The organism is Cytobacillus dafuensis, from assembly GCF_007995155.1.
GTDB classification, from domain to species: Bacteria; Bacillota; Bacilli; order Bacillales; family Cytobacillaceae; genus Cytobacillus; species Cytobacillus dafuensis.
In genome coordinates, this window is sequence record NZ_CP042593.1 from 848,846 (window position 1) to 870,124 (window position 21,279).

Below are 21,279 nucleotides of genomic sequence, written 5' to 3' on the forward strand. Positions count from 1 at the left end.
TGATTAATGGAGGTAGGGAAAATGTCGAATCAGGGACTTCATACGAAAGAAACCAAGGCATTATATCGAAATGTTTTTAATCAGGAAATTGAGACCATGCCTACGGAAAAAATGCGTGCCTTACAGGAAGAAAAATTCTTAAAGCAGGTAGAGTATTCTTATAAAAACTCAACTTTCTATCAAAGAAAGTTCAAGGAGGCTGGAATTGAACTAGAAGACATCCGTTCCTTGGATGACATCAAGAAGATACCCATGACAACCAAACAGGAGCTGCGAGACGCGCTGCTTCAACAGCCTCCAATACTAGGCGAAAATCAGACAGCTACCTCCGAAAAAATTGTGAGACTTCATGCTTCCAGCGGTAGCACAGGCAGACCGACTTACGTTGGCCTTACGAAAACAGATACTTTGCTATGGGATGAAAGCTGCGCCAGAGCTTTTTGGACAAACGGAATCCGTCCAGATGATGTAGTAGCTCATTGCTGGAACTATAGCATGTTTGTCGGCGGTCTTGCAGACCACATGGGGTGTGAACATACTGGAGCTACCATGGTTCCGATCGGTATTGGAAATTCTGGAAGGCTAGCCAGAATGATTCAAGATTTAGGAATTACCGCTATCAATGCCACCCCATCCTATATCATGTATTTAGCAGACGCAATTAAGAAGGAATTGGGCATTGATCCCGCTGAAACGACGCTGAAAAAAATCATTACGGGTGGGGAACCCGGTGGAGCCATTCCTGCTACGAGAAAGTTAATCGAAGAAACATGGAATGCAAAATGCTGTGAGCTCTATGGGATGGTGGATATTCATCCGATTATCGGCGCCGAATGTGAACATCAGCAAGGTATGCATTTCTTGGTCGGCGACTTAGTCTATCCAGAACTATTCGATGTCGAGACAGGTGAACATCTGGAAATTAAAGCAGGTGCAGTAGGGGAAGTGGTTTATACCCATTTAGAACGCTATGCCAATTCTGTATTACGTTTTAAATCTCATGATATTATTGAAGTTTTAGGAACTGAATGCGAATGCGGCCGTACAGGCTACCGTTTTAAAGTGGTAGGTCGAAGTGACGACATGTTAATTGTTAAAGGCGTAAACGTCTATCCAAGCGCGATTGAAGATGTTCTCCGCGACATAGAAGAGATGACGGGTCACTTTGCAATTAAACTGGAAAAAGAAGGTGTACAGCAGGATTTCATTCAGTTAGTGGCCGAATTTGCCGCAGACTATAAAGGGGATCTTGAAATCTTAAATAAAAAAGTCCAGAACCGAATTGGAGATATGCTTCAATTCCGCGCCAATGTTGAGCTAGTGGCGGAGAATAGCCTCCCGCGCTTTGAGCATAAGGCAAAACGCATTTATAAGACCTATCAAGGAGAGCATTTACCGATTAATCAGTGATCCTTAGGTAAAGGGGATGAATAAAAAAGCCTCATAAGGATGATTCATCCCCTCTTATGCTCACTTTTTCTTCGGAAGTGAATTTGGAGTGACCACTTTTGCGAGGAGGAAAGCCATGTATTCATCTATTTTAGCAAAGTTAGATCAGGCAAGATTAAACCGAAATCACTTTAAGATGATTTTTGCAGCCGTTCTAGGTGATATGCTTGAATTTTTTGATTACTTTATTATGGGCTTTGTACTGGCCTTTATCATTGTCCCTTGGAAATTGAATTACCTGGAAAGCTCGATTATTCTCCTTTCAGCAGGGATTGGGGCAATGCTTGGATCCTTTGTCTTTGGGATGCTGGCAGACCGGTTCGGAAGGCGAAATATTATGATCATAACGATTTTAACCTTCTCTTTGGCTAGTGGTGCCATGTACTTTACACCGGAAGGCTGGTGGGGATACCTTACACTGTTTCGCTTTATTGTGGGCTTTGGTGTTGGTGGGCTTTATTCGGTAAGTTTAACACTTATTCAAGAGGTTGTACCTTCTCGTTATCGGGGTAGAATCAGTGGCATTGTAACCGCTTTTATTCCCATCGGTTCATTGATGGGAAGCTTATCGGCTGGATATTTATCCGACATCGTGGGCTGGCGGGGACTTTTTTTACTCACTTTGCTTCCGGCACTTCTCGTGATATTTATCCGGATTTCCTGGGTACCGGAATCACCGAGATGGCTCCTATCTAGGGGAAAATATGATGAAGCCATAAAAACGGTCAGCAGATTTACCTATCTGGACGAACAGGACAAAAAAACACTCCATAATTCAAAACCGATAAGTTTAAAAACAAAATCCAAAACACGCTTTTTGGATGTGTTTAAATACCCGAGAAGTTTAATCGTCTCATGGGGAGTCAACCTTGGAAGCCAAACCGCTTACTATGGCATCGGATTATGGGGTCCGGCTATACTGGCGTTGGTTCTTAAATTGAGTCCGACTGAAGCCGCCAAAATGTATATTTTTGTCTCTTTGGGCGGATTTGTAGGCAGATGGTTCTTTTCATTTATCTCTGAATGGCTGGGACGAAAGGCTACGGGTTTTATCACTTGTGTTGCAGGAGGAATATTAACGATTTTGGCTGGGATATTTCATAGCTCATTTATCGGAGGTACATCAGTCATGTGGTTACTTCTGATTGCTACTTATTTCTTTATCGATGGGGCATTCACGATCGTCGGTCCATACAGCTCTGAGGTTTGGCCTTCCCATATCAGGGCGACTGGGATGGGTTCAGCCTATGGATTTGGAGGACTGGGGAAGATTATTGGTCCGTTGGGTCTTGCACTCATTGCAGGCGCTACGAATGTGGTCTCACCTAAAGCTACGATTGATGCGGTTGTACCGGCATTCATTTTTTTAGGATCACTAGTCATTATAGGTGGAATCCTGTTTTTATTTGGACATGAAACAAATAAAAGATCAATCGAAGAGATTGATGCCATGGTTATGAAAGGAAAAGGACAGAAAGAGCCAGCAGCTGTAACTGAATCAAGCTTTTAATCTTTAGTGGGTTGGATGTAGCTTTGGTATAAAGTTTATCTAATTAACACTAATAATCTTAATATTATGTAATAGAAAGAGCATGTTCTGAAAAAAGATTAATCAAAACAAGCTCCCTTTTTATGTATCAAGTACAGTTTTTGTCTTTCTTAAATGTTAGCATCCTTCGGGGTGCTTTTTAGTTTCTAGATATCAAAATAAATTTAAGAGTAATTATTTTTTCATTTACCTTAGAAATGAGCATGTGCTTGTTCAGCTAAAGTTGCATACTGGAACAACTGTAATATTTTTTTAGTAGAGGGGTGAATATGACAATAGGACATAAACTAGAAAAGAAGAAATAAAGAAACTCCTGCTAAAATAAGCTAAAATAGGCTATATAAAGTATAAAGATATTGGTAGGAGTGAAGTAAATAGTGTATTTAACAGTAGAAGAAACAGCCGATTATTTATCTGTGTCTGTAGCATATGTGGAAAATTTAATTTTACAAGGAAAAATTCGAGTTTTGCATGATGGTGATGGTGTCGTTTTGATTTCCAAAGATCAGTTCAAAACACATTTTGAACAGCTTGAGAAATATAAAAAATTAGTGGAGGAAATGGCGAATGAGCCAATTCCAGAGGATAGAGACATTAAAGATGAAGACTAGTAAAATCACAAAATTTTACAGTCAGCTTTTTTTCAGCTAATCTTAAAATATTAAGAGAAAAAAGGAGGAATTGTAAATGTATGATATTACGATTATCGGAATAGGTCCAGCAGGGGGAAGTGCGGCTTTATTTGCTGCTAAAGCTGGTAAAAAGGTATTAGTCATTGATAATGATAAAAGTGTAACGAAGCGTGCATGGTTAGAAAATCACTACGGAGTAATGGAGATTTCTGGTCCGGAATTAGTAGAGATAGGAAAAAAACAAGCTGCTAAATTTGGTGCTGAGCTTGTAGAAGCGACAGTTGAAAATATTGAAAAGGCGGAAACGGGTTTTACTATCCAAACAGCTGATCAGAACTTTGAAACAAAGCACATCATTGTGGCAACAGGAATGTTAACAGACCTCGCTGAAAAAGTAGGTTTACATACAAAGCCAGGAACTGAGCCGCGTATTAAAACAATTTTAGATGTCGATGCAAACGGTAAAACAAATATTGATGGAATATGGGCAGCAGGTACCGTTGCAGGAGTTAGTATGCACACGATCATCACAGCAGGGGACGGAGCAAAGGTTGCCATTAATGTGATAAGCGAGCTAAATGGTGAGCGCTACGTTGACCATGATATGATAAAGTGAAACTTCCATTAGTGGGGGTTTTTCGACGCACAGGACGTGCTAGAGCCGACGTTGCCATAGGACGTGGCGTTCTTAGTCGGCTTTCATCCCCCACTGATGGTTAGTTGCGGCCCACAGGAAGTGGGTCACGCAGACGTTGCCACACGATGTGGCGCTTTTAGTCTGTGTTCATTTTATGGGCCTTTACGGGCAGTTGATCCCCCACTTAGGTTTCTTTGATTCTCTCGCAATCTTGAAGTGGGGGTCTTACTGCCCGTTAATCTGCGATAAAGTAAAATAAACAGAATGAGCCATCCTCTTATTTAAAAATGGTAGAGGGTGGCTTTTTCGTGGCTAATAGGAAAGTTTAAGTTTATTAACGTGCTAAAGTGAAGTGTGTTTTCAATTAAATATCTGCTAATAGGATCGCATAAGAAAAACAAAGGCTTATGTTTTATTACCTATGCTCTTTATCCTAATTTATTCATTAGTAGAAAAAAATAGAAATTAAGTCCTACCGTTATCTAGTAGTAAATACACTTATCTGAATATTTGCAATAATCTATCATTAGTAATATAAACCTATGGTAGGAGGATTTCTATGAAAAAACCAATTTTATCAATCGCACTTGCATCTACTTTAGCATTTGGAGCAATCGGCACTCATGCTGCATTAGCAAAGCCAGTAGAAGTTATGCAAAATCAGCCAGTAAAAGTATTCGATCATAAGGTAATTAAGAAGATTAATGCAGAAAACATTTTCAATAATATTGATTATCTATCGAAAACACCGCGTGTAGCTGGGACAGAAGCAGAGAATCTAGCTGTAAAGTATATTAAAGATCAATTTGAATCCTATGGCTATGAAGTAGATATTCAGCCATTTACGTTTTATGGATATACTCCTCCACATACAATTGATTTGGACGTTGCAGGATATAACGGTGAACTAAAGCCAAGCTCCTTTACATATTCCGTTAGTGGAAACGTATCAGGTGAGCTTGTTTATGCTGGCTTAGGCAAAAAAGAAGAGCTCGCCAATCAAAATCTCACTGGAAAAATTGCAATGATTAAACGTGGAGATATTAGTTTTGGAGAGAAAGTTTTAAATGCCGCTGAAAAAGGTGCAGTAGGGGTCATTATCTTTAATAATACAAGTGGAGCCGTAAATGGGACACTTGGAGAAGCGAATGATAAATATGTTCCTGCTGTTGCATTGACGAAATCAGAGGGTGACGCCCTTTTGGCTCAACTAAACGGTGGCAAAACATTACAGGCCTCCTTAAAAATTGAGGGAGCTCGAGCAGGAGAAAGCACCTCTCATAATGTCATTGCAACAAAAAAACCTACAAATAAACAGAAAGACACGAATAAGATTATCGTAGTGGGCTCTCACCATGATTCTGTTGCAGGAGCACCAGGGGCAAATGATGATGCATCTGGAACAGCAACGACGCTCGAGCTTGCACGTGTCTTTAAGGATGTGCCAACTGATACAGAAATCCGATTTATAACATTTGGTGCTGAAGAGCTAGGATTACTTGGGTCCAACTATTATGTTAAAAATATATCAGAGGACGAAAAAGAGCGCACAATTGCTAATTTCAATTTAGATATGGTCGGAAGCAAGGATGCGGGAGATCTCGTATTGTTAACACTTGATGGAAAACCAAATCTTGTTACAGAGCTTTCACAAGCATCTAGTACAAGATTAAATGGGTCAGCAACACCGTACGGTCAAGGTGGACGCAGTGACCATGTTCCATTTGCAGAAGCAGGAATCCCTGCTGCATTATTTATCCACAGCCCTACAGAGCCTTGGTATCACACTCCAGAGGATTCGATTGATAAAATCAGCAAAGAAAAGCTTCAGGATGTAGCTGAGATTGTCGGAGCAGCAGTCTATGACCTAGCACGCTTTGACAATATGGGTCCAAAACCAAAGAAAGCACCAAAGGTAAAAGCGGATATTGATCAATACCATGAAAAGGATGTAAGATAAAGAGAATTTTTTAAGCTAGTCCCCTGAACAGGAAGGGGACTAGCTTTTTCTGTGCCTTAATAGAAAGGGGATTATTTAGTTAATAGCCTTTAACATAATCAACTAAATTAATCGGAAGCTTCTCTCCTTTAAGATAGCTCTTTAAATTTGGAATAAAAATATCTTCAATGACACGATTATTATAATGTTCAGTTGACCCGGCTGTATGAGGCGTGATAATCACATTTTCAAGCTCCCATAATGGGCTGTTTTCCCCAAGCGGTTCCTTTTCAAATACATCCAAGCCTGCGCCAGCGATTTTTTCTTCCTTCAGTGCCTCGATAAGGTCAGCTTCCACAATAATGTCGCCGCGGGCGATGTTAATGAAGAAGGAAGATGGTTTCATTAAATTAAATTGTTCTTTGCCAAATAAAAGTTTGGTTTCCTTCGTAAGTGGAAGGGTTACGACAACATAGTCACATACAGGCAATACATCGTTCATCTGATCAAGCTTATACATCGTGTCAACATTTTCTTCAGGCTGGCCAGAACGACGGAAGCCTAAAACATTCATTCCAAAAGCCTTTGCAATTTTTGCTGTTTCCTTACCAATAGCACCTACGCCAAAAAGCCCCATTGTTTTTCCATGAAGTTCAAGCCTTAATCCAGAATGATGCCATTTTCTAGATTGTTGATTTTTAACATATGTATTTATTTTTCTTGTAAGTCCAAGCATAAGTGCAAAGATCGTTTCCGATATAGGGAATGAATGAACACCATTTGCTGATGTTAATTGTACATGGCGTGAATTCAATTTTTCTAAAGGCATGCTATTTATTCCGGCAGACCATGTTTGGACCCAGCGCAGCTTTGATTCATTGTTTAACACATATTCTCCTAAATCCTTCTTCCAGCCAGCAATGATTTCAGCTTCTTTTAAGTGATCTTGCCAAACTGTTTTATCTTTTCCAATTATAAGCTCCCAATCTGGGGCAATTTCTTTTATTGATGCAATAAGATTTTGATCAAGATTTTGGGTAACGACTAGCTTTCTTTTATCCACTAAGATTCCCCCTTTTCAATATCATAGCAAAAAAGGGAAGATCCAATAAGGAACTTCCACTTTAAACTTTGGATGTTTAATCTTATGATAAAAATTCATTCGGATTCAAGCCTAATTCTAAACAAATTTGTGCTACTATTTCTTTTTCACTAGGATCAAATTGCCCGTCTGCATAGCCAAGTGCGATACAATAGCGTGCAACTAAGCGAGCGATTTCTGGTTTTGATCGAACTCGACCTAACGCTTTAAACGCCTCTGCACGTCCGATGATTGCATCACGTTCGATTTTTTGGACAAAGTAGTTAAATTGCTGGATGACTTTGTTCGAATCAAAAACGCGTAATTCCTCACTTTGATTGACAAACTCCATCATTTTTTGACGTTCCGTTTGGTCAAGTCTTCCATCTGCTAGTGAAACGAGTGCACAAGCGGCAACTACTGCATCCATCACATCTTGACTTTTATAGCGGGCAAATATTTCCTGTGCTTTTCTTTTTTGTTGATTTGCCCATTGTGCATAATCTGTTTGGTTTGGGGACCATGTATTTTGGCAGTTGTTACAATTAAATTTGAGCTGGTTTTTACCAATAAAACCACCCAGTAAGCCAACAGGTCCAAGAATAAGCCCGCCAATCGCTGCTTTTCCAAGTCCAAAGCCTTTTTGACCTGTCCGTACATTAGAAGAACCGCAGCGAGTGCAAAGAATATTGTCTCCTCCATATGATTGAGAGGAGGAGTTGGGCTGGCCATAGGAAGGCTGGTTATAGCCAGAGTGACTTACTTGCTGACCGAAGCTGGGCTGATTATAGGATGTATTTGGTTGACTACTGTGTCCGAATCCACTTTGATTGAAGCTTGATTGATGCTGCTGTGATTGTCCATATCCATATTGGTTATTCGGTTGTTGAGAATGACCAAAACTTGGTTGATTATAGGATGAATTCTGTTGTCCTAAGTATGAACTATTAGATTGTGAAGACTGTGAGCCTCCGAAGTTCGTGTTCGATTGGAATGCTGATTGTGAAGGTGCAGGTTCATCATCAATATGTACGCCGAAATTTCTGCACAGAGCTCCTAAACCTCCTTGGAAGCCGCTCGCTATTGCATTGAATTTCCATTCACCATTATGCCGGTACAGCTCAGCAGCCACAATGGCAGTTTCCACAGTGAAATCGCGCCCAAGGTCAAAGCGAATTAATTCCTCATTCGTAAGTGCGTTAAAAATTCTTACATAGGCATTAGAAACTTGTCCGAAATTTTGCTGTTTTAAATGCGCATCATGGATGGTAATCGTAAAAGCGATTCGATGAATAGAAGGAGGAACTTTATTCAAATCGATTCTAATTTGCTCATCATCTCTAGCCCCAGCCCCTGTTCGATTATCCCCGGTATAAATAATCGATCCGTTCCCGCCAGAAGGATTATTGTAGAATACAAAGTCCAAATCACTTTGTACTTTGCCTGAGGGGCCAATTAAAAAGGCAGAGGCATCGAGATCATATTGAGAATGGCTTTGGCTAACATCCCATCCCAACCCAGCGACCACAACCTCTAAACCTGGATGAGACTTAGTTAAATCCACTTTTTGACCTTTACGTAAAGTTACACCCACAAATATTCACTCCATTCGATATAAAAGATTTTAGAGTATTATAAATTTTATAAAAAATAATCTGACTAAAATTTTTTTCTTCTCTTATTTCCATATCTATTATAAAGCACAATGGAATCAAAAGGAAAATAATAACCTATTAAAAATAGCCAGACTCCTTGTGAGACTGACTATCTGTATAAGTATAGCTATGTTGTGCATTCTGAGAGTTAGAATGCTATGTCATTTAAATAGATTGCTTTACCAGAGAACGGGTTTGACAACCATGAACCAGAGCATAACCATTAGAAGAATAAGATAGAGCCAGGTTGACCATGAGAGCTTTTTTATGAGTTGTGTCTGATCTTGTCCTGGCTCATGAAACTTTCGAATGGTTGGAGTAAACGCTCGTGCTAGAAAGAATACTGAACCAAACATAACGGCTAAGGTAGCGATAATCCAAGATGTTTTCCACGTCCAATGCCCCATGGCAATGAGTAAGGCACCGCTTACAACAAGGACATGTCCGGCATGTTTAACAAGCCGGACAGAAGATCGGAAAATATTCAGATAGGCCTGCTGAACCTCGTGTTCAGCTTCATGCAATTTTTTTGCAATTGGGATTAATACAACAAACGGACCAATCGATAAAATAGCACTTCCTACATGGATGTACAGAATCAAGCGGTAAAAGTCCATGAAAAGCTAATTTAGTCCGATACTGGACGGAACTCATGCACCCATACTCTCATTTGCGGCAGCCACGGCATACCTGGGTGATAGGATAAAATAGACTCTTTATACTCTTCAACCGTTTCAAAGCCTTCCTGCTTTGCATGTTCATCCGTTAATTCACCCAGTGACTGTGAATAAACCTTTTCAACGACAAATTTATGGCCTTGAAGATCCATGATTTCACCAATGTCGGCATAGCGACCGTTCCGGCGGGTAGCTGTTTTTTGTCCTGAAAGTACTTTTTCAACATCTGCAGGGACGGTTACGAGACGTTCGATCGTACAGGTTTTTGGTGGTAGAGAATGATTATCATGCTGATTAGACATTTTGTATTCCTCCTTATAGTAATTGGAATTATATTACAGCTTGAATGAACTTTTTAGCGACACAATACGATTAAAAACTAGTTTTTCATCTGTAGAGTGCTTTGGATCAATATTAAAATAGCCGTGACGGAAAAATTGGAATTTGTCCTGAGGCTTGCTACCCTTCATATTAGGCTCAATAAAGCCATGAACAATTTCAAGTGAGTTTGGATTTACATAATCAAGGAAGGTTTTGTTTTCAGAACCTTCATCTTCATTTTCAGCTTCTAATTCTGAATCAAGGATTAAAGGCTCATACAAACGAAACTCAGCAGGTATGGCATTTTTCGCATCAACCCAGTGAAGAGTTCCCTTTACTTTACGGCCAGTAAATCCTGTTCCGCTCTTTGTTTCTGGATCATATGTGCAATGAATCTCGATAACCTGGCCGTTTTCATCTTTAATGACCTCATTGCATTTTATGAAATAAGCATGCTTTAAACGCACTTCGTTACCAGGGAAGAGTCGGAAATACTTCTTCGGCGGGTCTTCCATAAAGTCGTCCTGCTCAATGTAAATTTCACGCGAGAACGGAATTTGGCGCATCCCCATTTCTGGATTTTCAGGATTGATTTCCGCATCAAGCATTTCCACTTGATCTTCTGGATAATTGGTAATGACCACTTTAAGCGGATTTAGTATCCCCATAGTCCTTGGAGCAGTAAGCTTTAAATCTTCTCTTACAAAGTGATCAAGCATTGCCTCATCAACCGCACCGTATCCCTTTGAAATCCCTGTTGCTATCACGAATTCACGTATAGCACCTGGTGTAAAGCCTTTCCTTCTTAAACCAGAAATGGTTGGCATGCGCGGGTCATCCCAGCCATCGACAAAGCCTTCTTCAACTAACTGCTTTAATTTACGTTTACTCATAACCGTATTCGTAATGTTAAGGCGGCCAAATTCAATTTGCTGAGGCTTGCTTTCCATTTCACATTCTTCAATGACCCAGTTATATAATGGGCGCTGATCCTCGAATTCAGTCGTACAAATCGAATGTGTTACGTCTTCAATTGCATCTTCAAGCGGATGAGCGAAGGCGTACATTGGATAAATGCACCATTTATCTCCTGTGTTATGATGGCTCGCATGGGAAATGCGATAAATAACAGGATCGCGCATATTTAAGTTTGGTGAGGACATATCGATTTTGGCACGAAGCACTTTACTGCCATTTTCGAATTCACCATTGCGCATCTGTTCGAATAAATTTAAATTTTCTTCAACAGAACGATTGCGATAAGGGCTCTCCTTACCTGGCTCTGTCAATGTACCGCGATATTCTCTAATTTCATCAGGTGTTAATTCATCGACATACGCTTTTCCTTTTTTAATTAATAGCACAGCGCGTTCGTACATTTCCTCGAAATAGTTAGATGCGAACCGGAGCTCTTCCCATTCATAGCCGAGCCACTTTACATCTTCCATAATGGAATCAACAAATTCCTGATCTTCCTTCAATGGGTTCGTATCATCGAATCGTAAATTTGTTTTTCCGTTAAATTCATCAGCAAGCCCAAAATTCGTGATGATTGATTTAGCATGACCGATATGAAGATACCCGTTCGGTTCGGGAGGGAAGCGTGTAATAATATTTTTGTGCTTACCAGAATCCAAATCGGCGATCATAATATTTTTAATAAAATTTGATGAGTTGTGTTCCAAACCGGTATCAGCCTTTCTTATAATAAGTAGTTATTTCTTATTTTACTGATATTACCCAGATAAATCAATTTATCAAATGAATTGCTTTTCTGTTAGAAAAACTTGGCGTTCCCCAGGATCTTACAGCCAATTCCTTCGTATTATTTACGCGATCTTTTGCTTAAGAATTAAACACTCCAATTAGCTGACAAAAATATCGGAGAGCAGACGTAATATTTACTATGAGGTAGTTTCATTGTGTAAAGGATGGGAAATTAAGTAGAATAGGATCAAGGACTGTAGCCTATTATTAAAAATATTACGCAGGAATACAATAATGTATCAAAAATGAAATTTATTGCAAATCATATTTTGTTAAAATATAAAGTAAACTCGCCGATTAGCGAGCCTTGGAAGGGCGAAGACAGAGGCGTAGTTGCACATCGCGCTCATATATGCCACGTCCTCCCAAAAGCTTCTCTTTTGGTCGTGCGATGTATCTCTGACGAAGCTTTCCTTATTAGGACATCATGTCCGTCGTACTTAATTACTAAAATCAACAACTGCGTCGGATCATCTTCTGCGCTGGCAATTTATACTTTCTTAAAGTATTAGAAAGACGTGGGATTCACCAAACTTAGACTTACCGATTAGCCAAGGATAGGGTTGTTCGAAAGACTAAATTTCTAACCGTCTTATTTGAATGGATTTTTTTAGCGGGGGGTAGCAAGATGACAATAGATAAAAAATTTATTAGTAAAAGGTATTATGAAACATTGATAGAGGGAATCGATCATGTGCATCCGATTCAGATTCTTGGAAATATGTATATGGATGAGCAGCAGGAAGAGGTATCAGAGCTGAGCTTTATCCGCTTTGCTCAAGGTGAGGTATACTTTCATAATAGAGATTATGAAGCGGCTATATTCAAGTGGGAGAATATAACCAATGAATTAGAACCTTGGGCAAAGAAGAATATGGCCGATGCCTATTTTGAGCTGGCACAGCTTTCAACGGCGGAAGATATTTATAAATCAATTCAAACAGACTCAGACGTGCTGAAAACAGAAGTTCTGCTCCAATTGTTTAGAATTTATGTTGCACGAGGAAAGCTGGACTTAGCTGTAGAAAGGATTAAGGAAGCTGTTTATTTCAATCCGGACTATCGTAATGTGACAGAGATTGCTAAGGAGTTCTTTGAAGAGCATCAAGATTGGAAGAACGCCATTGAGCTTGCGGTGAACGAATCTGTACGAACAGGTGACATAGCATGGTTTGACACTCTACTGTCATATGTTGAGCAGGAAAGAACGAAAAAGACAGAACCGAATTATTTTAATGAAGCTCTAGTTGAATTATTCAAGCTAGACTTGGCTAGGTTCGAACGTCTGTCCGGAGCATTTTGGAACAATTATAGAAATGGAGACTTATATATTTCCTGGATCAAGGAGTTTAATCATATTCTATTGCATCTAGAGAGCGGAAACGATCATACTTGGCGGGATCTATCTGCCCTTTATTATGATTCATATTTTGACTTCATTAATGGGAAGTATTTGATTAGGGAGCTGGCTCACCTTATTCCGAATCATTTAACGAACTGGGTGAAAATCACGGATTCAAAGCATGCACTCATTACTGCAGCTTCAACGCTAGCTTGGAGTGAAATTTTTACTAACAGCATTGATCCATCAACGCTTAATACGGTTGAGAACATGGTTAACAGATCCACTCGTTATCATGGTGGGTTAGATGATGGGTTCAAACTGTTCGAGTCTGTTCTTTCTTGGGCGAAATTGAATGGAATTGAGATTGGGAAAAGGTTCGAATGGATGGTACATGAACTACTTGATCTCCGTGCTTCACATGTATTAATTACAGGGGTAGCCGGCAACAGTAAGTCAAACTTTATTAACGCCGTGCTTGAGGAAAAAGTAGTAAACGAATCTATTTCATCCACTGTTATGTTCAAGGATGATGATTTTATAGAAATGAAGGAAATTACTGATGAGGGGATCAGAGTCATTTCTGACGTCGCAGATGCTGAAAACATTACGCAGACGATGATCCTCTCTAAAAAGCCAATTTCATTTTTGGGTGAGAATGAAATAGCCTTTATTGATACACCTCCTATAACAGGTCTTAACCGGTTTAAGAATGATGCATTCCAATATTTGCAGCTTGCTGACAGCCTATTATTTGTTCTTAATCCTGATTCATCTTTTACGGAGGAAGAGCTTGAAATTGTTGTTAAGATTCGTGATCAGGCAAGCGATCTGCCTATCCATTTCTTATTAAATGGTATGGATTCAAACGATTTTACACAGGAAATAATTGATAATACAGTTTCTAGAGTGAACACTTATTTTCCGAAGTCCAAGGTTTTTGCTTTCTCCGGGCGTGATGATCAATATGCATTGGCAAGTTTCTTAAAAGCAATGAATAACAGTCGGGAGCTTGAAGAGGAACGTATTGCAAAGGTGCAGCATTATGTACGTAAGACAATAAAGTACCTATTAGAAAGACGAGTCGAGATCGAAAATGGATATATTGAATCGATTAAGTGGAATGAAAATTTAGTCACAAAAATAAATGGTGCAACCCACCAATTAAGCGACCTAGAGGAAGAAAAGACACGTATCATCAAAAGATCCTTTACTAAAATCAAAGATGATATTAAGCAAGAGCTTTTGGAGGATATACCGAGGATTTTGGGAAGCTGCTCAGAATTGATTACGGAAGATAGTGATTTTGCCAAGATTCATATTAAACTCAACGATGAAATGAATCATCGCATTTCTAAACATATAGAAGAAGCAGTCATGCCGAGATTTCAACGTGCCATCAATCATTGGATTGTGGAAGCGAATAATGAATTTGAGCAAGGGCAGGGTTTTCTGAATGAAATGAGTACAGGATTTAATGATTTATATGAAGAAGATAAATTAGTTCTCGCTTGTGATTTTAGAGTGCTGGATGATTGGCGTCGTGATGCTGACAGGATGACAAGAGGAAGTGTTCAACTAGAAAAAGTAAATATTCTTAATCGCTTTTCACCATCACAGTTTTTATTAAAAAGTGCCGGAAAGCTATTAGGTGCCCTTCAGCAAAACAATGCAATGCTTCATAACAAATATAAGCAATTTGTCGAGAATGAAGATTATCGTGAAGTGGCAGACTCGATTTCAAATCAATTTTTTCATGGCTTTGAATTATTCGAAAAGGCATTAGACAGGGATGTTAGTATGTTCTTTAGCCATCCATTAGCTGAGTTAAAAGCGGCAATGGACGAATCATTAAAGGAAATTGAAGATCATAAAGAATCCTTAAAGGAAATGAGAACAAACCCAGAAACATACCGTGATCCAATAACCCTTTTCCAGCTTAAACTGCTCCAAATTGAGTGGATGACAAGTGCAGGAGAAGGTGCTTATCAATATAGATAATAGTAAGAATGCAGCTTCTATTAAATAGAAGTTGTATTTTTTTGCCCAATTTGTGAAGCCTTTTTGATTGTAATGTTACTTAATTTTTGATAATTTATATTTATGTAACATTAGATTATAGGAGGAAATACCTTGGAGTTCGTAGATCCCATTAAGGACATTGAAAAAATAATGGCCATGAAAGAGAACTTACAGAAGCGATCATTAAGGGATTATCTGTTATTTGTAATTGGAATTAATACGGGAATAAGGGTTCATGATTTACTTTGTCTTAAGGTAAAGGATATTTGGGATGGAACAAAGGCAGAGGATTTCCTATATTTTTCGACTGCTAATAATGAAGAGAAAAGAGCACATTATATTAATGACCAGGTGAAATTTGCATTGGAAAATTATTTGGCAAGTGTCGAATACAAAGATAATGATTACCTTTTCAAGTCAAGAAAGGATGATTTGCCGATTACGCGACAGCAGGCTTACCGAATTATAAATCAGGCAGCAAAAGATGTAGGGATTACAGGAAAGATAGGTATGCACACTCTAAGAAAAACCTTTGGTTACCACGCATATACAAAAGGGATTGCGATTTCAATCTTGATGTCCATTTATAATCATCACACGCAAGCGGAGACGTTGCACTATATAGGGATCGAGAAAAATGATAAACAATTAATAAAAGTAGATGTTAATTTATAAAAAAACACTTCCAGTCACAAAAGCTGCAGCTGGAAGTGTCACATAATTATTTATTATTATGATTCATTATCTATATCAATTGGCTCCGTCATTCTTACATTTCTTAAATCCTTAACAATGTCTTCCGTAACGGCAACTTGAAGCGTTTCCTTGTCTTTCATAAATTTGAATACGCCATTATTAAAATCAGTACCATGTTCTTTGAAGAAAATACCCTCAAATTCAGCTTCTTTTGTGTGGTTGAAGCTAAGCTGATAATAATCCCCATCTTTAATTAAGTATGCACGAACACCTTTTTCAAAAAGGCCCTCCTGATCTCTAAGTGAACGGGAAACGGAAATGATATGCAAGTCGACAAAAGGAATTTCACGTAATAAGGAGTTAATAACGGAGCCCTTAGCTATTTGTTCCCACCGGCTCTGCGCAGTCTGGCCTAATATGATTTGAGTTATATGTTTTTCACGAGCAACCTCTGCAATTACTTTCGAGACCGGTCGCTTTTCATTATCTTTTAGAATAAACTCCTCAATACTATGATGTTCGGCTATTTGCTTCCATCTAGTAATATAATCCGATTTTTCTGCATCCAGTTCATCAAAAGGCAAAGGATCAATGGTCAATATATATAGTGGGCAGTCAAGCATGCTCGCAATTTTACAGCCACGCTGAATAAGGCGTTCTCCATTTGGCCCATAGTATACACAGACGAGGATGCTTTCGTCCATACGTCCTTTTACTTTTTTCATTTTTATTTCACCTCGAATTAGATGGCGTTTAAAAGAAAGGAGATTCAATTAAACTATGTTTGAATATATATCATGCCTCTGCATCAGTCAATCCATTTCAGATAATTACAAGGGTGAAGTTAAGGAGGGGATATGATTGTGTCTTTATTTCATATCATGATCTTTTTACCTTTTATATTTGCGGTTTTTACACCTTTTATATACAAACTGGTTTCACCGCGAATACATACGGGCTGGTTTGTAATCCTTGTCCCGCTAACAGTATTTCTATATCTGCTGCAGTATATTCCCACGATTGCAAATGGTAGTACGATTTATCAAACGGTTCCTTGGATGCCTTCATTAAATATTAATATCACAACGAATATTGATGGGTTAGCACTTATATTTGGGCTTTTAATAACCGGAGTTGGTACACTCGTTGTCCTCTATTCGATTTACTACATGTCAAAGCATCGTGAAGCACTTCATAATTTTTATGTATATATGCTTTTATTCATGGGCGCTATGCTCGGCCTTGTTTTTTCTGATAATATTTTGGTTTTATATGTATTTTGGGAATTAACAAGCATATCCTCATTTTTATTAATTGCCTATTGGTACCAACGGAAAAATTCTCGTTATGGTGCGCAAAAATCAATGCTGATTACGATATTTGGCGGACTTGCAATGCTAGCAGGCCTCATTATGCTATCTATGATAACGGATACATATAGTATTCGTGAAATGTTAAGCAAGGTTGATTTAGTTACCGCGGACTCATTATTTCTTCCTGCAATGATTTTACTGCTGATTGGCGCTTTTACAAAATCAGCCCAATTCCCGTTTAGTATTTGGCTTCCTTATGCGATGGAAGCACCTACTCCGATTAGTGCCTATTTACATTCAGCAACAATGGTAAAGGCTGGAATATATTTGGTTGCTAGGTTTACACCTATTTTTGGAGGCAGCAGTGAATGGTTTTGGATTGTCTCAGGTGTGGGCATCATCACATTAATATATGGCTCCATTAACGCTGTCAATCAGAAGGATTTAAAGGCATTGCTAGCTTATTCGACCATTAGTCAATTAGGCTTGATCATGTGCCTTCTTGGATTAGGTTCTGCTTCTATGTATTTTGGACATGGGGATGAGTCAACTGTATATGCCTATGCTGTATTAGCCGCTATGTTCCATTTAATCAATCACTCAACCTTTAAGGGAAGCTTATTTATGGTTGTAGGAATCATTGACCATGAAACAGGGACACGTGATATACGAAAATTAGGTGGCTTAATGAGCCTAATGCCAGTTTCATTTACGCTTACTATTATTGGAAGCTTTGCGATGGCAGGTCTTCCTCCATTTAATGGATTTTTGAGTAAAGAGATGTTTTTTACAAGTGTATTAACCGCAGCTGAGCATCCGGTATTTGGGATGAAGACGTTTGGGCTGCTTATTCCAGTGATTGCTTGGATTGCAAGTGTTTTTACTTTTATTTATTGTTTAATTCTTGTTTTTAAAACATTTACAGGCAAGCATCGTCCTGAGAAGTTAGATAAAGTGGTTCACGAAGCTCCGATCGGAATGTTGATTCCTCCGATAATTTTAGCTTTACTTGTCATTATTATTTTCTTTTTCCCAAATGGCGTTTCAAAGAACTTTCTACAGCCAGCATTAATAGCAATATTGCCTGGATTCGCTGAAACAGGCGGGCTTGATGTCACAATCAAGCCTTGGCATGGCTGGAATACAGAATTATTTATGACAATAGGAGTGGCAGGCTTCGGTGTCATTATGTATCTGTATCTGAAGCGTTGGTCGTTTCTTTATAATTTCTTCCCTAAAGCATTATCGCTGAATCATTTATATAACCAATCTATTGAGGGAACAGAGAATATTTCATTAAAAGTGACAAATCGTTATATGACAGGGCATGTCCGTGATTACTTAGTCTATATTTTCGGCTTTATGACTCTTCTTCTCGGCAGTGCTCTTTGGCTGTCTAAGGAGTTTTCCTTTACGATTTCAAATGATGCAGACGTCACTGTGTATGAGGGAGGAATAATAGTGGCAATGGTAATCTCAGCCCTTACTGTCCTCTTGTCGAAATCAAGACTAACAGCCATTATTGCCCTTGGTGCATTAGGCTATCTTGTTTCACTATTCTTTGTCATATTCCGGGCACCTGATTTAGCTCTTACTCAGCTTGTAGTTGAAACAGTGACTGCTGCACTTTTCTTGCTTTGCTTCTATCATTTACCGGAGTTACGAAAGGAAATCAGCCGGGTGAAGTTCAAGGCTACGAATTTGGTTATTTCTATAGGAGTGGGTGTAATCGTCACACTTCTTGCTTTAGCCTCAAATAATCATAGGCTTTTTGCATCGATATCTCATTTCTTTGAGGATTCCTATACCCTTGCAGGTGCAAAAAACATCGTGAATGCTATTCTTGTTGATTTTCGTGGATTGGATACGATGCTGGAAATTCTCGTTTTATGTATTGCAGGTCTAGGTGTCTACACGTTAATAAAACTTCAATTAGCAGGGAGGGAGAAGGAATGAACCCGAACGATGTGATTTTACGTTCAGTGACAAAAGTAGCAATCGTGGTTATTCTAACCTTTTCCATTTATCTTTTCTTAGGGGGGCATCATAATCCAGGTGGTGGATTTATTGGGGGACTGAGTGTTGCAGCGGGGTTAGTTCTTCTCTACCTTGCATTTGATATTGAAACAGTCCGCAAAAATATTCCAGTTGATTTTAAAAAACTGGCGGGCCTTGGTGTGCTGATTGCTGTTCTTACAGGAGTAAGCTCTTTATTTTTCGATAAGCCGTTTTTAAATCAAACATTTGGTTATTTTAATCTCCCTATTTTCGGAAAGACAGAGCTTGCTACTGCTGTTCTTTTTGATATTGGTGTTGCATTAGCGGTCATTGGGACTGCTGTCACGATTATTCTAAGTATAAGTGAGGATGGATAGAAATGGAAACATTAATGTCTATTCTAGTAGGATTGTTTTTTTCAATTGGTACTTATTTAGTTTTGAGTAAAAGCTTAATACGAATCATTTTAGGAACATCGATTATCAGTCATGGCGTTAATCTGCTTATACTAACAATGGGCGGATTAAAGAAAGGCGGTCCTCCACTTTTAGGAGGGATCAACACAACATTTACTGATTCATTGCCTCAAGCACTTATTCTAACGGCAATTGTGATTAATTTCGCAGTAACTGCTCTATTCTTGGTGCTTAGCTACCGCACATATAAAACATTAGGGACTGATGATATGGATCAATTAAGGGGAATGAAGGATGAATAATGTAGTTATAATGCCGATCATCATTCCGCTTATTGCGGGGCTGATCATGATCTTATTTCGGCAAAACATTCGTTTTCAACGATTTCTTAGTATTTTAGCCATTATGGCGTCAGGCTTTGTGGCCGTCATTTTAATGGGGCAAATTAAAGGGAAGGGAATACAGACCCTTCAGGCTGGGGGATGGGATCCTCCTTTTGGAATTACCATCGTCGCAGATATGTTTTCGGCACTATTGCTTTTAAGTACAAGTATTGTTGCACTTTTTTGTTTGATTTTCGCATTTAAATCGATTGGAAAAGAGAGAGAGAGTCATTATTTTTATCCATTTTATTTATTTTTGATAACAGGTGTGAACGGTTCGTTTTTGACAGGTGACCTCTTTAATTTATTTGTCTGCTTTGAGGTCATGCTCATTTCATCATATGTGCTGATCTCCCTAGGGGGAACGAAGATACAGCTGCGGGAGTCCATTAAGTATATTCTAATCAATGTTTTATCTTCTTCACTATTTCTTCTTGGTGTGGCCTATCTTTATGCCATGTTAGGGACATTGAATTTTGCCCATTTATCCTTGCGAGTGGCTGAAGCAGGTCAAGATGGATTGCTGACTACAGTTGCTCTGTTATTTTTAATGGTTTTTGGCATGAAGGCTGCACTTTTCTTATTCTTTTGGCTGCCAGAAGCCTATAGCGCACCACCGATTGCCGTTGCAGCTATTTTTGCAGCTCTATTAACAAAAGTGGGGATTTATGCGATTTTCAGGATGTTTACACTCGTATTTTATCATGAGCCACAAATCACTCATTTGATCATTGGGATCCTTGGCGCATTAACGATGATTCTTGGAGCAATTGGGGCGGTCGCCTATTGGGATATAAAAAAAATCTTAACCTACAATGTCATTGTTGGGGTAGGGTTTATCATGGCTGGGCTAGCCTCATTTACTTCAAATGGAATAATGGGGTCCATGTACTATCTCATTCATGACATTTTGATAAAAGCACTCATTTTTCTCTTAGGCGGAACCATTATTTCTTTAACTGGTACGAGTAAGCTAAAAGAAATAAGCGGACTTATTCGCAATCATCCTTACTTAGGGTGGATGTTCTTCATTGCAGCCTTATCACTAGCAGGCATTCCGCCATTAAGTGGATTCCTAGGGAAAGTTTTTATTACTAGAGGGACCTTTGAATCGGAGTATTACTGGTTAGGTGGAATTGGCTTATTAACAAGTCTAATGGTCTTGTATTCCATTATGAAAGTCTTTATGAATGTGTTTTGGGGAGAAACGCATTTGAGTAAAGAGATGGAAAAAGGGACAACAAAGGGATTGATGTTCCCTATGGGCTGTCTCACGGTTCTTACCATCTCACTTGGATTAGGGGCAGAGGGTATTCATGAGTATGTTCGATTAGCTACTGAAAGCTTGTTAAATCCAAAGCTGTATATTGAAGCGGTTATGGGCGGGAGTCAGTGACGCTAA

The 21,279-nt window shown here is 38.9% G+C and carries 17 protein-coding genes; 11 read left to right on the top strand and 6 right to left on the bottom strand.

The annotated features are described in order from the left end of the window. Nucleotides 1-21 precede the first annotated feature (21 nt). The 5 genes from FSZ17_RS04245 to FSZ17_RS04265 all read left to right on the top strand — a co-directional run bounded on the left by FSZ17_RS04245 (nucleotide 22) and on the right by FSZ17_RS04265 (nucleotide 6,227). Nucleotides 22-1,410 (top strand): phenylacetate--CoA ligase family protein, encoded by a 1,389-nt coding sequence (locus tag FSZ17_RS04245; RefSeq protein ID WP_057775828.1) that lies wholly within the window; start codon nucleotides 22-24, stop codon nucleotides 1,408-1,410. Nucleotides 1,411-1,525: 115 nt separating this feature from the next. Beyond that, complete coding sequence (locus FSZ17_RS04250) at nucleotides 1,526-2,959, top strand: MFS transporter (RefSeq protein WP_057775829.1); 1,434 nt, start codon at nucleotides 1,526-1,528, stop codon at nucleotides 2,957-2,959. A 416-nt stretch (nucleotides 2,960-3,375) separates the two neighbouring features. Continuing rightward, nucleotides 3,376-3,609: an excisionase family DNA-binding protein gene (locus FSZ17_RS04255; RefSeq protein ID WP_057775830.1), complete on the top strand. Its 234-nt coding sequence runs from the start codon at nucleotides 3,376-3,378 to the stop codon at nucleotides 3,607-3,609. Nucleotides 3,610-3,685: 76 nt separating this feature from the next. Beyond that, nucleotides 3,686-4,246, top strand: coding sequence for an NAD(P)/FAD-dependent oxidoreductase (locus FSZ17_RS04260; protein WP_057775831.1), 561 nt, complete (start codon nucleotides 3,686-3,688; stop codon nucleotides 4,244-4,246). A gap of 580 nt (nucleotides 4,247-4,826) precedes the next feature. After that, nucleotides 4,827-6,227: a M28 family peptidase gene (locus FSZ17_RS04265; RefSeq protein WP_057775832.1), complete on the top strand. Its 1,401-nt coding sequence runs from the start codon at nucleotides 4,827-4,829 to the stop codon at nucleotides 6,225-6,227. Nucleotides 6,228-6,306: 79 nt separating this feature from the next. Here the strand turns inward: FSZ17_RS04265 and FSZ17_RS04270 are convergent, their stop codons facing one another. From FSZ17_RS04270 to FSZ17_RS04290, 5 genes are all read right to left on the bottom strand, one after another. Then, complete coding sequence (locus FSZ17_RS04270; RefSeq protein ID WP_057775833.1) at nucleotides 6,307-7,269, bottom strand: D-2-hydroxyacid dehydrogenase; 963 nt, start codon at nucleotides 7,267-7,269, stop codon at nucleotides 6,307-6,309. 82 nt (nucleotides 7,270-7,351) lie between these two features. Further along, entirely contained in the window at nucleotides 7,352-8,881 is a 1,530-nt protein-coding gene (locus tag FSZ17_RS04275; RefSeq protein WP_057775834.1) for a TerD family protein, read from the bottom strand. Nucleotides 8,882-9,121: 240 nt separating this feature from the next. Continuing rightward, the gene (locus tag FSZ17_RS04280; RefSeq protein ID WP_057775835.1) at nucleotides 9,122-9,559 is read right to left on the bottom strand and encodes a DUF2269 family protein; all 438 of its coding nucleotides are present in this window, start codon (nucleotides 9,557-9,559) and stop codon (nucleotides 9,122-9,124) included. Nucleotides 9,560-9,570: 11 nt separating this feature from the next. After that, the gene (locus FSZ17_RS04285; protein WP_057775836.1) at nucleotides 9,571-9,921 is read right to left on the bottom strand and encodes an ASCH domain-containing protein; all 351 of its coding nucleotides are present in this window, start codon (nucleotides 9,919-9,921) and stop codon (nucleotides 9,571-9,573) included. Between the two features lie 33 nt (nucleotides 9,922-9,954). Then, nucleotides 9,955-11,625, bottom strand: coding sequence for a glutamine--tRNA ligase/YqeY domain fusion protein (locus FSZ17_RS04290; RefSeq protein ID WP_057775837.1), 1,671 nt, complete (start codon nucleotides 11,623-11,625; stop codon nucleotides 9,955-9,957). 710 nt (nucleotides 11,626-12,335) lie between these two features. Here FSZ17_RS04290 and FSZ17_RS04295 point away from each other — a divergent pair. Beyond that, nucleotides 12,336-15,050 (top strand): P-loop NTPase family protein, encoded by a 2,715-nt coding sequence (locus FSZ17_RS04295; protein ID WP_057775838.1) that lies wholly within the window; start codon nucleotides 12,336-12,338, stop codon nucleotides 15,048-15,050. 132 nt (nucleotides 15,051-15,182) lie between these two features. Then, the gene (locus FSZ17_RS04300; protein WP_057775839.1) at nucleotides 15,183-15,746 is read left to right on the top strand and encodes a tyrosine-type recombinase/integrase; all 564 of its coding nucleotides are present in this window, start codon (nucleotides 15,183-15,185) and stop codon (nucleotides 15,744-15,746) included. 56 nt (nucleotides 15,747-15,802) lie between these two features. On the opposite strand, the gene FSZ17_RS04305 is transcribed toward FSZ17_RS04300, so the two are convergent. Then, nucleotides 15,803-16,492, bottom strand: coding sequence for a universal stress protein (locus tag FSZ17_RS04305; RefSeq protein ID WP_057775840.1), 690 nt, complete (start codon nucleotides 16,490-16,492; stop codon nucleotides 15,803-15,805). Between the two features lie 138 nt (nucleotides 16,493-16,630). Between FSZ17_RS04305 and FSZ17_RS04310 the strand changes: the two genes are divergently transcribed. Genes FSZ17_RS04310 through FSZ17_RS04325 form a run of 4 tightly spaced genes read left to right on the top strand, consistent with a single transcriptional unit; the run spans nucleotide 16,631 to nucleotide 21,273 of the window. Next, on the top strand, nucleotides 16,631-19,036 hold the full coding sequence (locus FSZ17_RS04310; protein ID WP_146846372.1) for a Na+/H+ antiporter subunit A: 2,406 nt from the start codon (nucleotides 16,631-16,633) through the stop codon (nucleotides 19,034-19,036). Next, nucleotides 19,033-19,455 (top strand): Na(+)/H(+) antiporter subunit B, encoded by a 423-nt coding sequence (locus tag FSZ17_RS04315; RefSeq protein ID WP_057775842.1) that lies wholly within the window; start codon nucleotides 19,033-19,035, stop codon nucleotides 19,453-19,455. Before FSZ17_RS04310 ends, FSZ17_RS04315 begins: the two co-directional genes overlap by 4 nt. A gap of 2 nt (nucleotides 19,456-19,457) precedes the next feature. Beyond that, nucleotides 19,458-19,796, top strand: a complete 339-nt coding sequence (locus FSZ17_RS04320; protein ID WP_057775843.1) for a Na(+)/H(+) antiporter subunit C — start codon at nucleotides 19,458-19,460, stop codon at nucleotides 19,794-19,796. After that, nucleotides 19,789-21,273, top strand: coding sequence for a Na+/H+ antiporter subunit D (locus FSZ17_RS04325; protein WP_057775844.1), 1,485 nt, complete (start codon nucleotides 19,789-19,791; stop codon nucleotides 21,271-21,273). Before FSZ17_RS04320 ends, FSZ17_RS04325 begins: the two co-directional genes overlap by 8 nt. The last annotated feature ends 6 nt before the right edge of the window (nucleotides 21,274-21,279 follow it).